The sequence below is a fragment of the Nostoc sp. DedSLP04 genome (assembly GCF_034530775.1).
Classification (GTDB): Bacteria; Cyanobacteriota; Cyanobacteriia; order Cyanobacteriales; family Nostocaceae; genus Nostoc.
Genome location: NZ_JAVRCL010000055.1, coordinates 1 through 13,773, shown reverse-complemented (window position 1 = coordinate 13,773; position 13,773 = coordinate 1). Strand labels below are relative to the sequence as shown.

The window sequence follows — 13,773 nt, the reverse complement described above, 5'->3', positions numbered from 1 at the left end:
TTGAGATGCTGTGATGAAATTTATTGTTGATGCCATCCTCAAACCCATGAATTTCCAACCTCACCAAAACACTTTTGATGACAAACTAAGCGCAAGTATTGGGCTGGCCATTGGATTGCTGTTTATTGGCGGTGGTTTTTGGGTACGTAACATAATCGCCCACGAAGGTGCAACGCTAAACGAAACACGTGGTACGGTGGTAGACAGCATCAGTCGTCGCGATCGCAGCAGTACGAACAAGGATGAGCAAAAAGAAACCTATGCGCCAGTTATCGAGTTTTTAGCCAACGGCAAACGCACTCGTTTTACAGGCAGTTATGAGTCTTACCGCTCCAGCAACGGTCAAATAGTGGTGATACGTTACAATCCTCAACAACCCATAAGTACTGCGCGTGTGGTGAATCCGTTGGAAGGTTTAGTACCTTGGGGAATGTTTGGTATGGGTGGGTTAGCTGTGGTTTTTAGCGTGAGCGCACTGTTGCCTGTACGCTGGTCTTCAGGTAGATAACTATAAATTAGATATGTTTTGATTTTCGTGCTGACTTTGGCGGCGTTCGGTGTGCGCCAAAATATTTCTCACTGCGGTAACGCAACCACACCCGCAACACTTGCGGAATCTGGTCTTTTTGCTCCTTAGTCAGGGTATTGTAAAGGGCTAAAGCGCGATCGCGTTCGCCCCGACAAGCAGCATTGTTGTGAGCATCCCAATAGCTACGGGCTACTCGAATCCGCCGACAGACTTCTTTAATCAGCGCCTCTCCCGTAAGTGGAATGTCTTGCTTGGTCATACTCAAATGTGATGAATTTCTAATGCCATCCTAGCAAGCCAGATTTATCTGGACGCTTCAAATATGTCATTCGGTATATGTGCGCGTACCGCAGTAATGATTAACTTTAAGCATTAGGAAAATGACTGTACTGGTTGAGTTTAAGCTCAAAGGAATCAATAAAAGCCCTTTGACTGACTTTTTGATGGTATTTACCTACAGTCTCACTGCCTGCATTTTTCAGCCTTGAGAGTTTTTAACAAGCTCACTAAGCTGTTATGCTGCCATCTTCAGGCAAAATCTTTAGTAGAAATTAACCTGTATTAGGAAGCGGGCAATGCACATTGGATTTCTCAACCCTCAAGGCAATTTTGATTCAGGCAATAGTCACATCACTAAACACCCAGATTTTGGGGGTCAACTAATTTACGTTAGGCAAGTCGCTATAGCCATAGCTCAAATGGGTCATAAAGTTGATATTATCACCCGTCAAATTATTGACCCGGAGTGGCCAGAGTTTGCCGAAACGATTGACACTTATTCAGGGATCGATAATGTCCGCATTATCCGCTTACCAGCTGGGCCAAAAGAATTTCTCTCTAAAGAATTGTTATGGCCTCATCTTGTCGCTGATTGGGTACCCAATATCTTGAAATTTTATCAACAGGAAGGTAGCTTACCCGATGCTATGACTGCTCACTACGCTGATGGAGGACTGTGTGGCGTTCTAATTGAAGAGGAGACAGGCATACCTTTTACCTTTACTGCTCATTCTCTCGGCGCTCAAAAGATCGACAAACTGGAAGCCACCCCAGAAAATCTCACAGGAATAGACGAGCAATTTAATTTTAGATATCGTATTTTAGCCGAACGCCTGAGCATGAATCGCTCGGCGGTTAATATCACCAGCACGCGACAAGAACGTTTTGAACAGTATTCTCATCGAGTCTATAGTAGTGCAGTGGATGTAGACAACGAAAACCGCTTTGCAGTGATTCCACCGGGAGCAGATTTCTCGATTTTCGGTGCAGAAGCGCGTTACGAAAACGAGGAGGCTACTTACGAGTTCATTCAGGAACGATTGGCACGGGACATTGCAGAAGACCGTCGAGATTTGCCCGTCATTTTAGCTTCCAGTCGATTAGAACTGAAAAAAAACATATTGGGGCTAGTGCAAGCTTTCGCAATTAGTCCAACACTTCAGGAACGAGCTAACTTGGTGCTAATTACAGGGGCGCTGGACAATCCTTTACGAGAAGAGACTAGCGACGAAATCGCTGAAGAAGTATTAGCCCCGATTCGGGAAGCGGTCAAAGAAAACGATTTGTGGGGCAAAATCAGTGCATTTAGCTTGTTACATCAATCTCAAGAGTCACTAGCAGCAACCTATAGGTTTATGGTTAAACGCCGCTCAGTATTTGCGCTGACCGCACTCTACGAACCTTTTGGGCTTGCTCCCTTAGAAGCAGCAGTAGCAGGTTTACCAGTGGTAGCAACCAAGAACGGTGGCCCTAGCGAGAGCTTGCAACAAGGAGATCGGGAATATGGCGTACTTGTCAATCCAGAAGATCCTGCTGATATTGCACGAGGCTTGGAGCGGTTGCTATGTGATGCTCAGGAGTGGGAGTATTTTGCCCAAGCTGGTCAGGAAAGGGTGTTGAAGAAGTACACTTGGGAATCTACTGGTGAAAACTACCTGTCTTTGCTTGAGCAAATTGTGTCTTCACCGGAAAGCCCTCGCGCTGAACTCCTTCCTATCCATCCCTACTTCCGTAATCCAGAATCGCAGACCGATGTTTCTTTGGAAGAATTGAGCGAACTCTACTTTGGATCTAATCAAAAGGTAGTAAGCAATGCGGATTAAATAAAGTGCAAAACTGGGGTTAAAGCAGAAGTTCTTGCACGAAAGGCGGAAGTTGCTACAGACTGCGCGAAACACCGAAACGTGTTGACGGAAGTTCTTGCAGGGAAGGCGGAAGCTCTTACAGACTGCGCGAAACACCGAAACGTGTTGACGGAAGTTCTTGCAGGGAAGGCGGAAGCTCTTACAGACTGCGCGAAACACCGAAACGTCAACTCTGGAGCAATATTTTTTGATGGATGCTAAATGTGGAATTCAGGTAGCTATCAATAGACCTCTTGGCATTTGTACTTTTTGCACTCTTGGGGAAAAGGGTGCATGTTAAAGGGGAAAAGGACAAAAACCTTTAACCTTTTCCCCAAACCCAATTTTGAGTTAAAAATGTACAAAGCGTGCAGTATTCAGGTAGCTATGAGCAGCTAGCAGAAAATCTCCTAACAGCCTCAGAAAACTGCTGGTTTTGTTCCATCAATGCCATGTGTCCACCTGGTTTTAGGGTGACTCTTTCAGAGTAAGGTAATTCTGCTTTCATGCGATCGCTTGCCACAGGTTTTGTCGCTATATCTGAACCACCGCAAACAACCAACACAGGAACGTTAATAGTTGCAAGTGTGTCTGTTTCGTCGAACTTCAACATTGCCAGTGTGCCACGAGCCAGAACACCAGGCGAACCCAATGCTGATAAGAATGCTGCAAAATTTAGTTGACCGCGTGTTTCAGTACCCGTAAATCCAGATAGTTCGACGGTGATGTACAGCGAACCATTTAAATACGAGAGCCAAGTCATCAACCAAAAAATCGGCCACAGCACGATAGTCAGGTACAACACAGGTTCGAGTAGAGGTTTCTGTAATTTCCGTACCAGATTGCTGAAGATACAAGTTTTTACCGGATTAGTGTAAGTAGTATCTACAAGAATTAAGCCAGCCACGCGACTCCCTAATTGCTCTGGAAACAGGCGACAGAATGTCAGGTTAATCATGCCGCCCATGCTATGTCCCAACAAGATAACAGGTTTGTCCCCTGCTATGGCGACAACAGCTTCCAAGTCACGGGCATATTTTGCTATAGAGTGATCGTTGTTTTTCGGTTTAGCGGATTTTCCTAACCCTGGTAGATCCCAAACAATTACTCGGAAGCGATCGCTTAGTTGTCGTTTGGCATAATACCATACAGTACTGTTTGGCCCCCAACCGTGTGACAAGATAATTGGTTGACCATCTTCAGGGCCAAAAAACTCTACCTGCAACACACTCCCATCTGGGCGTGACAAGCGCTGCACGCTTTTGCTACGCATAAACTTCGGTTCCTGTTTTCCAGGACGGCGCAGCAGTGGCAAACTGATAAAACGACCGCCAAAAGACCACAGAAACATTACTAGTCCAGCTACTAAGTAGGGCGTTCCTACAAGTTCTCGTTCATACCACTCATAGAGAATGTAGATTCCCCCGCCAAGCACCCCAACGGACAGCAGTTGAAACAGCCATACAAGTAGAAAATTATGAGGCATGAATATCATGAGCCTAAACCTTGCAATGCTTTGTTAACTGCTTTTAGGTTCATACCATAGTTAGAATCATCCAACTTTCACTCCCAAGAGTGATTTATACAGGGTTATAGGGGGTGATAAAAATGCTGGGTTAGTCAATCAACAGTGTAGATTGGCAAAAATAACTATTAATAAAAAATATTTCCTCTGCCTCCTGCTTTTGATTAATTAACAACTCTTCAGTAAGGGCGTGTTAGTGACAGGTGTATGGGCCTATAGCAGAATGGCACTAAGAAAACGCGAAAGGCTTATTTAACCTCGTTCCCAGTCTTCAGACTGGGAACGAGACAACACAAGACTTTGGACTTATCTTAGTGCCATTCGCCTATAGCACGCTAGCGCATTCGGATTAGGGATGACGAATTAATATCAAATGCTTACTACTCAGGCAAAATATTAACTGAATCGTTACCAAAATTTTGTTCAAGATAGCGTGGATTGCTTACTCCTACGTGCAAAAGCAGTGCTGTAGCTAATGCACCGATAGCTGCTACTAAGAAGGTAGTTCTATAGTCAATATTCTCTACTATGCATCCACCTAGTAGGGGAGCAAGGATGGTGGCAGGAGCAATAAGGGTATTACCAAGACCAATATAGGCTGGTCGTTGATGTTGGTTGCCAAACTCTAAGGTCATTACCGCAGCAATATTTTGCAGAGCCATCATACCTATTCCTTCTCCTATAAATACCAAGTAAAACCAGTCTGCATTGGGTGCTAAACAAGCAAAAATCGAACTGAATGCACAAGCCACACAACCAATTTGTAAAATTAACTTGCAACCTGTGCGATCGCCTAACCAACCCAAAACCAATCCAGCAATAGTTTGTGTAACCATCAATAGAGTCGTAATTAACCCAACAGAAACTTCTCCCATCCCATATTGATGTATGGCATAGAGTGTATAGAAGGGAAGTGGCATCAGTGCTAGCTGTGAGATCATACGTGCGATCGCAAAGCAACGGAAATTCTCATCGCACCGGAGAATTACACCCAGAGTGTCCCAAAATTCACGTCTAGTTTCAAAGGCTGATGATGTGGTATTTACTGGCTCTCGCGTCCTAGACATAAAAAACCAAGATAGAGCCATTGCCAAACTGGCACACAAAAAACACAGAGCAAAGTTAAATGGTTGAGCAACTTCTTTAAGGACTAAACCAGCGATCGCAGCACCACAAATACTCATCAAATTACCAGATGCTGCTAAAGTACCGTAAAAAATCCCAAGCTTTCTGGAGGGAACAATTTTAGCAATCATGCTTTGCCAAGCAGTGGCGCTAAACCCACCGCCTAGCCCTTGCCAAATGAGTATGGCAAATGTCAACAGTAAGATAGTTTGGTGATTGAGTTTTAGTTGTAATAAAGCCACCAGTGCTAATCCCAAAAAAGGAAGCTTATGATGAATTGTCAACGACATTACAGTTGGTTTGTAACACTGTAGGCGAGCTACTTTACTAACTGTTAATAGCTGAGGTAATTGCCAGCCTAAACGTGGAATAGCTGGAATCAGACCGATAAGCAATGCAGAATCGGTAAGAGTGCTAACAAATAGTGGAATAATCGTGAAAAATGAAGCAAAACCACTCCCAAAACCAAAAAATCCACTTTCAATAACATTGACAGTAAAGTTATGGCGAAGGTCTTTTTGAAGTTCAGAATTAAGCATTTTTATAGATATTGCCAGTTTAGTGATTTATTCCCTTTTGGGGAAACTCAGGCTGCATTTTGAACAGGTTTATCTACTTTTTGTAGATACTTAGAAATTACCTAAGTACCTACAAAAATCTGAGTTCCATAAATTGTTCCCAAATGTTGTACTTAAATCACCGTTGAAAAATATTTTTGTAAAATATTCCAATTTTTGATGGTGAGCCTGACTGCAACTGAATCCTGGGTTAGTGGCAGGTCTAGGTTAACCTTGAAGTGGCGCGTGATTGGCAAGCGGTGTAGATTATGCCTTCACAAAGCTCACACCTATTAATCACAGAGATGAGTTGACAATAAAATAGTTAAAGCATAGGCGTAGATCCTTGTAGCATCGCCTAAAGTTATTGATATTTGATTTGAAGCTGGATTCTTTGGGTTGGGTCGAAGGAAAACTGGAAGTGTGTCTATTAGTTTGTTGGGGACTTCCAAATAAAAAAATATACAACTTTTATTGTGGGGTAGGCGACACGAGAGCCTAGTTCATAGGGCGGACAAGATGTCCACCCCACAAGAGTGAAGAGTGGATAATTTCTTTCTCGGTAATCGCTTGACCGACAGGAGCCATCGAGTTACGCACTTTTCTGTCAGAGATGGGAATGCCTACTATTTCAAGCATTTTTGCTATTTCTAAAATTTGAAACTCCCTGGATGAAGCAGGTGCTTCACAGGAATCAGTCCGTTATAACTAATAGCTGCTTTAACCAAAAGAGTAGGTCAGCAATCAATTATTAGTTACAACGGACTGATTAATTAACTAGGTTAATAGTCGTCAATTCACTTGCAATTCATCTCATCACCTGCTTATTAGATAGTTGATGAGATGAATTGCTGTATTAGCTAAGTTCTAAGTAGATGAGTTTGAACGTTCTATTTGCTGACGAACGGTATCAATAGAAGCATTAATACCAGCCAGTTTAGACTCTAAATCATCTCGCATCCAAATCAAGAATTTTAATTTCCGCTCTAAGCTAGATTTGTGCGAAATGGGTTCGCTTCCATAACATGGATTACCCCAAAAAGGAAACATAGTTTACCTCTGAATTTAGCTTTTGTAACAGTGCAATATATTGCACCACTACATTCTGACGAATAACAATCAGACTGGTGTATGTAACAACCGACCATTATTGTGCGTGCTTAACGAACTTTTGCTAAAAGTGAACAAGTTGAAGTGACGATACTATATTCAAAGGTTCTGGCAATTTGGCATTACAACTATGTATTTTGCAGTTTAAATGAGATATCAACAGAACAGAACAACCACAAATCGCCAGTTGTTGACCCAAAGCTGTAAAAGAACTCAGCAGACAATTTACAGCGTTTGGTCATCGCTTCTCTACAACTGGCTAGTAATTTATTAGAAAATACATAATAAATGTGCCTAAGCTAGAAAGCCGTCTTAACACGGCTGGTAAAATTGAATGTCAATTACCCGCAAATCAACTTACTTATATCAGTAAATACTTCTAATAATAGATGACTTGGTGGAAGGGAAAGGGATAATGCTGAAAAGGGTAATATTCTAAGACCAATTACTGAGTAGGAAATTCTTTTATGAGAACCAGAAAGCTAGGGAAACTTGGGTTAGAAGTTTCAACTATCGGGCTTGGTTGCATGGGAATGTCTGAGTTCTATAGCGGTCGTGATGAAATTGAGGCGATCGCGACAATTCATCGGGCATTAGAACTCGGAGTGAATTTTCTTGATACTGCTGATATGTATGGGCCGTTTACCAACGAACAATTAGTAGGCAGAGCAATAAAAGATCGCCGAGATCGAGTAATTTTAGCAACAAAATTTGGCAATGTCCGTACTGAAGATGGTGGTTTTAAAGGGGTTGATGGCAGACCAGAATATGTCCATCAAGCTTGCGATGCCTCGCTAAAACGTTTGGGGGTGGAAGTAATTGACCTCTATTATCAACATCGAGTAGATCCAACTGTCCCCATTGAAGATACTGTCGGGGCAATGGCAGAGTTAGTCAAGCTAGGAAAAGTTCGTTATTTGGGGCTTTCGGAAGCTGCCCCGGCGACGATTCGCCGAGCTGTAGCAGTTCACCCGATTACTGCACTGCAAACAGAATACTCTCTTTGGAGTCGAGAGCCAGAGGATGAAATTTTACCTACCGTGCGAGAATTAGGAATTGGGTTTGTTCCCTATAGCCCATTAGGAAGAGGATTTTTATCAGGTGCGATCACTAGTCCTGACGATCTTGCACCTGATGACTATCGCAGAAATTCTCCTCGCTTTCAAGGTGAGAATTTTTATAAAAACCTGCAATTAGTAGAGCAAGTCAAAGCGATCGCCAGCGAAAAAGGAGTAACTTCTAGTCAGCTTGCTTTAGCATGGCTACTCGCTCAAGGAGAAGATATTGTCCCAATCCCTGGTACAAAACGCCGTACTTACTTGGAGGAGAATATTGCAGCTACCGAAATTACCCTAACTGAACAAGAGTTGAATCGACTGGAAACAGTTGCACCAAAAAATGTAGCAGCTGGCGATCGCTATCCTGACATGAGTACTGTTAACCGTTGATCGATCTGAAAAGCTGGAGTATTTTTGCAAATTCCGCTTTCGATGCACAAGCAGATATTACCGCAGCTTAACAAAGTAATCACCCAAAATTTTCAGAGGAAATGTCAAAAGTAGCGATCGCTATTTTATCGCCTGATTTGGATATTAATTCAATCATCTGGAAACTGCCAGCACGAGATATGTTCAATATCTTTGCTGCCGCATTTACTACAAAATGCATCCATCACAGAGTCTACCCATTTATCGCTACAACTACGATAATGACAGAAAATGTTATTGCGGTTAGCCATTTCAATACCTTGATGCCACTGTTGTAGTTGAGAAGAGTCTGTCCAAGCTTCTGACATTTCATCAAACCTCGTTTATGTCATTGTTATTATGAGCCTAACAAGCCCCGAAGTGAATAACTCAGTATTAATCGCTCTGGCGATCGCTGCATCTATAGCCCTATCGCCTGTTAGTATTGCTGGTACTGTTCAAGGTTCAACCCATACGATCAAAATGTCTTCATTTAACCTCAGTTCCCAAAAATGGCAAAATCGGGTGCTGTTACTCTTTGCACCATCTGTTGATAACCATAACTATCAGCAACAGATGCAAGTATTTAAACAGCACCAAAACGATTTTAAAGATCGAGATTTAGTTCTTGTTCAAGTTTTGGCAACAGATAAAAGCTATGCCAACGGACAATTAATAGATGAGTCTTCTGCTGCCTATTTGCGAAATCGCTTTGGGGTTAATAAAGAAAATTTTCGCGTCATTTTGATCGGCAAAGATGGTGGCGTTAAGCGCCAAGAAACTACACCAGTGCAAGCGATAGCAATTTTTGAGCAAATTGACGCTATGCCGATGCGTCAGCAAGAAATGCAAGAAAGATAAATTGGTAAAGCAGTTGGTTTTCTTGTTTTACATTCATGCAAGTAAAGGAGTAGATGAGAACAATCATTAAAAATGTATATACTGCAATTATCAAGCAATAAATTTATTAGTTCCTGGTTTTATACCTACTAGGAGCTTTTTTATTATTCATTTCAATTAAGAGAGTTCATCACGAGAAGTAATAGCATTCATCCTCAAGGCTATGGATCATTGCTTCTGTTGATAGATTGAATGTCAATATTTGGATTGCTATTGTGTATTTGTCACTAAAAAACGTTTATCAAATAAAAACAATGAATATTCTTGCTTGGATTGTTTTAGGTCTAATTGCTGGTGCGATCGCAAAGGCTATCTACCCTGGTCATCAAGGCGGCGGAATTTTAGCAACAATTTTATTAGGAATCGTTGGTGCTTTTATTGGTGGTAGTTTGGGTGTATTCTTCAGTACAGGAAGCTTTGCTCTAGCGGCTCCCTCTTTGAGTATTCCCGGTATTGCAGTAGCAGTTCTGGGTGCTATTGTTGCAGTCTTCTTGTGGAATGCCTTAACTAGCCGCAGTGCTTTGTAATAAATTAAATTGAATTAACTAATTTAGAACTTACGCATTTTTTGTTTTATCTGTCAATGCGTAAGTTCTGTTTATCAATAATTATTTACAGAATTTGCTGCTTGTTATCCTGATAGCCTCAACATTATCAACCTGAATAATGTTGAGGCTATGATTTTATTTTAGATGCCCTATCTGTCGCAAACATTTTTTGAATTGGTATTAGAAAAGTCGTAAATATCTGCTTTACAGGCTTATAAGGTCTGTGGCAACAACACCAACAGCGTGCTAAATCGCAAATTTTATACTTGCGATCTAACTCAACTTTGTTTGATGCATAGGCGTAGACCATCATAGACATCGCCTAGTAGTTCGCCAAGTAAACTTGGCGGGGTAAAGGGTAAGGGGGAAAGGGAAAAGGTTTTATAATCCCTTACCATGAGTCCCTTTCCCGAATGGCACGAAGACTCATGTAGAAATATCGTCAGGGCAGGGTGTTGGGGGTAGGGTGTTGGGTGTAGTGTTAATAAAAATTGAATTTTAGTGCGCCAGACAAAACCAAGTTGTTCGTAATTCCCTACACCCCACACCCCACACCCTACACCCCAAAACCAGTAATACCAAGGGTTAACGCTTATCTTAGTGACATTCGTCCCTTTCCCCTTTCTCCAAACCTCACAAGCACATTTTTAGGTTGACAGACTACTAGTAGGGTAATTAAACAGTTGGGTTAGCGATCGCAATTTATTCTTTATACGTGTTTTACTTAGACAAAGGCTATATTTAATACTTAGTACTATCAGTTTCCACACTGTTGTTATTTAATAATTTAATACTAGTAGTGTGTAATATAGATTAAGCTTGCCTCTCACCTATTTGCTATGAAATTTAATGAAGAGGTAGTTACGATTCATAGTGTACAACTTTGACAACTGTCCACAATACTGTTGCATGTCTCAAGCTCATGGTAATATTATTTTACTGTCAGGGAGATATTATTTATACATCAATTTGTAACCATGCTGAAAGAGCTAGTTAGGTGCGCTACCTCTAAAAAACAAAAAATTATTCAACCTACCCAGGAAATCAACAAAAGCCCTAACGTGCAAAGCACAGAGCTTTTTAAACTCTGCTTATATAAGGTACTAAAGAGCTAACTAAAGCTCTTTTTTAGGAATCATCAAAGCCAGCGAGAAAGGCATAAAACCTTCTTAAGATGGCAAAAAATTAGACAAGAGTAAATAGAAAAGTTTTGACGTAATGTCAACAGTTTTTTGTATATTTAAAAATATCAAAAAGCCTAATTTATCTTGCCAATAAGACATTAATATTGTGTGTTTTATTTAGATATTGATTCTCTTTGTGCTTAGTTACCTATATATAAAAGTCCTATTTGATTAGTGAAAACTTAAGCTACCCTCGATCAAATCAGGCAAACACTTAAATTTAACAAATAGTTTAGGACTGCTAGATCGATCTCGATCTAGTAAAAATTCGATTATTCACAAAGTCAGTAAGAGTAACAGGAAAAACATGAATATCATAGTTCGTTTGTTTGGAGCGATCGTTCTGCAATTATCTGCGTTGGCTGCAATGTCTAGCATGGCAATGTCTGATGACAAGCCCTTTCGCATCAATACGCAACAGACACCTGCTGTTTATCCACGAAAAACAACACAGCCCTTTCGCGTCAATACCCAGCAGACACCTGCTGTTTATCCACTAAAAACAACACAGAGGATTTGCTCTTTAGATCCCATTGAAGATTTATTACCTCCACCACAAACTAAGACAAGTAATTCTTTGCTTTCTTACCTTGCTGAACAGGGTTTTACACAAAATAAAGAGGGTTCTTGGGTCTGTTATGCGAACGATCCTAAAAAAGAAGGACGTTACTTTACTTTATTTAAGGTCAAACAAGTTAATAGCAGGCTCATAGCAAGTTCTTTCCTAGATGAAGGCAGTCTAATTCAAGGTCAGGAAAATCGTAGCTTAGACTTCTTTATGATGCTGATTGAGCATCATACGAATACTACTCAAGACAACCGTCAAGGTATACGTAGATATCTACAAGCCTTCGTTTCTTTGGTCAAGGAAGGGAAGATTAAACCTACGCGTCGTGGGTATCTTTTCGACCAACCAAACCGAGCATTGGTCTTATATCACACACTCTCATCAGGAAATCTCAAAGGTACAGGAATCACAATCAACATTGATTTACCTAAGAGTTGAATTGGGGAGTAGGAAGCAGGAGAGGCAGGGGGGAATAATAATTTTTGACCAATGACAAATGACAAATGACAAATGACAAATGACCAATCCCCAATTAAATTGATGTCGTCTAGTGGAGGTGCATCTTGCCTAAATCAATTGTTCAAAGAATTGCGATGCCGAAGGTAGTTCGCTTTGCAGCGATCGCATTTTCATCTGTTGCAGTAGTACTCACTACGTGTCAGTCTGCTTTTGCACAACTAAATGTTGGACGCTATGGCATCCAACAAGGATTGGAGTCTGAGTATCTCCAGTACCAAATCAATAACCAGAATTTGAGCCGGATGCGAGTCATTCCTGGATGTGATGTGGGATTTGGTCTGACCTGTAATAAGACTGGATCGGTAATCCAACGATTAGTAGAGTTAAACAATGGGACTAGTTATCAAAACCTTCTGATCCGAGCAGCCGGTGGGGAAAAAAACTTCCAGAATTTCGCTAGCTTCTATGGCAATAATCCTAATCTCTCTGCGGTGCCTTACGCCTCCTTTTGGAGAAACGCATCCCCCGCAATCATGGATGGATCTCAATACCTTCTTGGACAACCTTTTGGTCGCAATCCAGTAGAAGGACTCGGACTTGTAACCAAGCAGTTCTACTGGGCACCATACTCAGGAGTCAATGATTCTGTTAGCCTCCGTAATGGATTACTAGACCTGAAATTGTCATACGGACGACTGCTGTTTGAAGAGGCCTCAAAAATTTCCAATATTCAAGAGCAGATTCAGTCTCTAGGTCTGTCGCCAGAGATGACAAATTTTTATTTAGATAAAATCTCTACAGGCTTGGATGCGTTGAGTTCTGGTAATCAGAATCAACTCCAACAGAAGATTTTTGAAGTCCTATCCTTTCCATACTCCGAAGATGGTGGGGAACTCGGACGCCCTAATAATGCGATTCCAGCGGAATTTAATCAGCTCTTAGGAGAAGATATCGCAGGAGATACTTTGCTGAGTGAAAATCCACTACCGTTGGACGGAGAAACAATAGCTTTTGATGCTTTCCCTGGCTCTACGGGAGATGTCTTAGTACCAGAGAGTTCTGGTTCCTTTCCACTTTGGCCAATAATTGGCGTTGGGGGTCTTGGTTTAATTCTGCTTCTACTACTGAGTGGCGATAGTTCTTCAGCTCAACCATCTGTTTCTTCATCTCAACCACCTATACCTGTTTCTCCAGAAAATACACCTTTGTCTCTCACCAACAAAGGCGAATGCGATCTGACTCCTAGTGGTAATAGTTCCGATCACACACAGATCGTTGAGATTCCGTGTAATGTTACTCCTCAAACCCCCACGGAAGTGAAGAAGGTAGTGGAGCCATCAACGATCAAAGCGCTTGTATTGATAATTGTTCTACTATGGATAGTCCGTAACAAACACCGAACTTTAAAAATCCGTCATTCGTAATTGTTACATAAAGGGATACATGGCACTAAGAAAAGCCCAAAGGCTTATGTAGCACCGTTTCGCCTCGTTCCCAGTCCTCAGACTGGGAATGTATTGCCAGAGGCTCTGCCTCTGGTCAAGCCACTGGAGGCGGAGCCTCTCAGAACTCGTTCCCAGCCTGAAGGCTGGGAACCAGGATACAATAAGTCTTTGGGCTTTTCTTACTGGAGTTTAGACTAAGCCATGCAAAATGACCCAGCAAGGCTGAGTTAATCA

General features: G+C 41.6%; 13 protein-coding genes. 7 read left to right on the top strand and 6 right to left on the bottom strand.

What is annotated here, in order from left to right:
* Positions 1 to 13 precede the first annotated feature (13 nt).
* Positions 14 to 508 carry a DUF3592 domain-containing protein gene (locus RMX89_RS25695; RefSeq protein WP_322690946.1) on the top strand — a complete coding sequence of 165 codons (495 nt, stop codon included), beginning with the start codon at positions 14 to 16 and terminating at the stop codon, positions 506 to 508.
* 7 nt (positions 509 to 515) lie between these two features.
* On the opposite strand, the gene RMX89_RS25690 is transcribed toward RMX89_RS25695, so the two are convergent.
* Positions 516 to 788 (bottom strand): Precorrin-3B methylase, encoded by a 273-nt coding sequence (locus tag RMX89_RS25690; RefSeq protein WP_322670920.1) that lies wholly within the window; start codon positions 786 to 788, stop codon positions 516 to 518.
* A 316-nt stretch (positions 789 to 1,104) separates the two neighbouring features.
* Here RMX89_RS25690 and RMX89_RS25685 point away from each other — a divergent pair, with 316 nt between their 5' ends.
* Positions 1,105 to 2,631 (top strand): glycosyltransferase, encoded by a 1,527-nt coding sequence (locus RMX89_RS25685; protein WP_322690945.1) that lies wholly within the window; start codon positions 1,105 to 1,107, stop codon positions 2,629 to 2,631.
* Positions 2,632 to 3,037: 406 nt separating this feature from the next.
* Here the strand turns inward: RMX89_RS25685 and RMX89_RS25680 are convergent, their stop codons facing one another.
* The 4 genes from RMX89_RS25680 to RMX89_RS25665 all read right to left on the bottom strand — a co-directional run bounded on the left by RMX89_RS25680 (position 3,038) and on the right by RMX89_RS25665 (position 6,909).
* Positions 3,038 to 4,138, bottom strand: coding sequence for an alpha/beta hydrolase (locus RMX89_RS25680; RefSeq protein ID WP_322690944.1), 1,101 nt, complete (start codon positions 4,136 to 4,138; stop codon positions 3,038 to 3,040).
* Between the two features lie 419 nt (positions 4,139 to 4,557).
* Positions 4,558 to 5,841, bottom strand: a complete 1,284-nt coding sequence (locus tag RMX89_RS25675) for an MFS transporter (RefSeq protein ID WP_322690943.1) — start codon at positions 5,839 to 5,841, stop codon at positions 4,558 to 4,560.
* Between the two features lie 516 nt (positions 5,842 to 6,357).
* Positions 6,358 to 6,498, bottom strand: a complete 141-nt coding sequence (locus RMX89_RS25670) for a hypothetical protein (protein WP_322690942.1) — start codon at positions 6,496 to 6,498, stop codon at positions 6,358 to 6,360.
* A gap of 228 nt (positions 6,499 to 6,726) precedes the next feature.
* Positions 6,727 to 6,909, bottom strand: a complete 183-nt coding sequence (locus tag RMX89_RS25665; protein WP_322690941.1) for a hypothetical protein — start codon at positions 6,907 to 6,909, stop codon at positions 6,727 to 6,729.
* A 527-nt stretch (positions 6,910 to 7,436) separates the two neighbouring features.
* On the opposite strand from RMX89_RS25665, the gene RMX89_RS25660 reads away from it, so the two are divergent.
* Entirely contained in the window at positions 7,437 to 8,417 is a 981-nt protein-coding gene (locus RMX89_RS25660; RefSeq protein WP_322690940.1) for an aldo/keto reductase, read from the top strand.
* Between the two features lie 149 nt (positions 8,418 to 8,566).
* Here RMX89_RS25660 and RMX89_RS25655 read toward each other — a convergent pair whose 3' ends face one another.
* On the bottom strand, positions 8,567 to 8,764 hold the full coding sequence (locus RMX89_RS25655) for a hypothetical protein (protein WP_322690939.1): 198 nt from the start codon (positions 8,762 to 8,764) through the stop codon (positions 8,567 to 8,569).
* A 31-nt stretch (positions 8,765 to 8,795) separates the two neighbouring features.
* On the opposite strand from RMX89_RS25655, the gene RMX89_RS25650 reads away from it, so the two are divergent.
* The 4 genes from RMX89_RS25650 to RMX89_RS25635 all read left to right on the top strand — a co-directional run bounded on the left by RMX89_RS25650 (position 8,796) and on the right by RMX89_RS25635 (position 13,518).
* Positions 8,796 to 9,296, top strand: coding sequence for a DUF4174 domain-containing protein (locus RMX89_RS25650; RefSeq protein ID WP_322690938.1), 501 nt, complete (start codon positions 8,796 to 8,798; stop codon positions 9,294 to 9,296).
* Positions 9,297 to 9,589: 293 nt separating this feature from the next.
* Positions 9,590 to 9,862, top strand: coding sequence for a GlsB/YeaQ/YmgE family stress response membrane protein (locus RMX89_RS25645; protein WP_104909288.1), 273 nt, complete (start codon positions 9,590 to 9,592; stop codon positions 9,860 to 9,862).
* Between the two features lie 1,512 nt (positions 9,863 to 11,374).
* A complete protein-coding gene (locus RMX89_RS25640) occupies positions 11,375 to 12,073 on the top strand; it encodes a hypothetical protein (protein WP_322690937.1) in 699 nt (232 codons plus the stop codon).
* Positions 12,074 to 12,198: 125 nt separating this feature from the next.
* Entirely contained in the window at positions 12,199 to 13,518 is a 1,320-nt protein-coding gene (locus RMX89_RS25635; protein ID WP_322690936.1) for a hypothetical protein, read from the top strand.
* Positions 13,519 to 13,773: the final 255 nt, after the last annotated feature.

Excerpts from the sequence above, each read along its gene's own strand:
- RMX89_RS25685 (WP_322690945.1), top strand. The coding sequence starts at position 1,105 with ATGCACATTGGATTTCTCAACCCTCAAGGCAATTTTGATTCAGGCAAT.
- RMX89_RS25650 (WP_322690938.1), top strand. The coding sequence starts at position 8,796 with ATGAGCCTAACAAGCCCCGAAGTGAATAACTCAGTATTAATCGCTCTG.
- RMX89_RS25695 (WP_322690946.1), top strand. The coding sequence starts at position 14 with ATGAAATTTATTGTTGATGCCATCCTCAAACCCATGAATTTCCAACCT.
- RMX89_RS25660 (WP_322690940.1), top strand. The coding sequence starts at position 7,437 with ATGAGAACCAGAAAGCTAGGGAAACTTGGGTTAGAAGTTTCAACTATC.
- RMX89_RS25670 (WP_322690942.1), bottom strand. The coding sequence starts at position 6,498 with ATGCTTGAAATAGTAGGCATTCCCATCTCTGACAGAAAAGTGCGTAAC.
- RMX89_RS25675 (WP_322690943.1), bottom strand. The coding sequence starts at position 5,841 with ATGCTTAATTCTGAACTTCAAAAAGACCTTCGCCATAACTTTACTGTC.
- RMX89_RS25680 (WP_322690944.1), bottom strand. The coding sequence starts at position 4,138 with ATGCCTCATAATTTTCTACTTGTATGGCTGTTTCAACTGCTGTCCGTT.
- RMX89_RS25690 (WP_322670920.1), bottom strand. The coding sequence starts at position 788 with ATGACCAAGCAAGACATTCCACTTACGGGAGAGGCGCTGATTAAAGAA.
- RMX89_RS25645 (WP_104909288.1), top strand. The coding sequence starts at position 9,590 with ATGAATATTCTTGCTTGGATTGTTTTAGGTCTAATTGCTGGTGCGATC.
- RMX89_RS25640 (WP_322690937.1), top strand. The coding sequence starts at position 11,375 with ATGAATATCATAGTTCGTTTGTTTGGAGCGATCGTTCTGCAATTATCT.
- RMX89_RS25655 (WP_322690939.1), bottom strand. The coding sequence starts at position 8,764 with ATGTCAGAAGCTTGGACAGACTCTTCTCAACTACAACAGTGGCATCAA.
- RMX89_RS25665 (WP_322690941.1), bottom strand. The coding sequence starts at position 6,909 with ATGTTTCCTTTTTGGGGTAATCCATGTTATGGAAGCGAACCCATTTCG.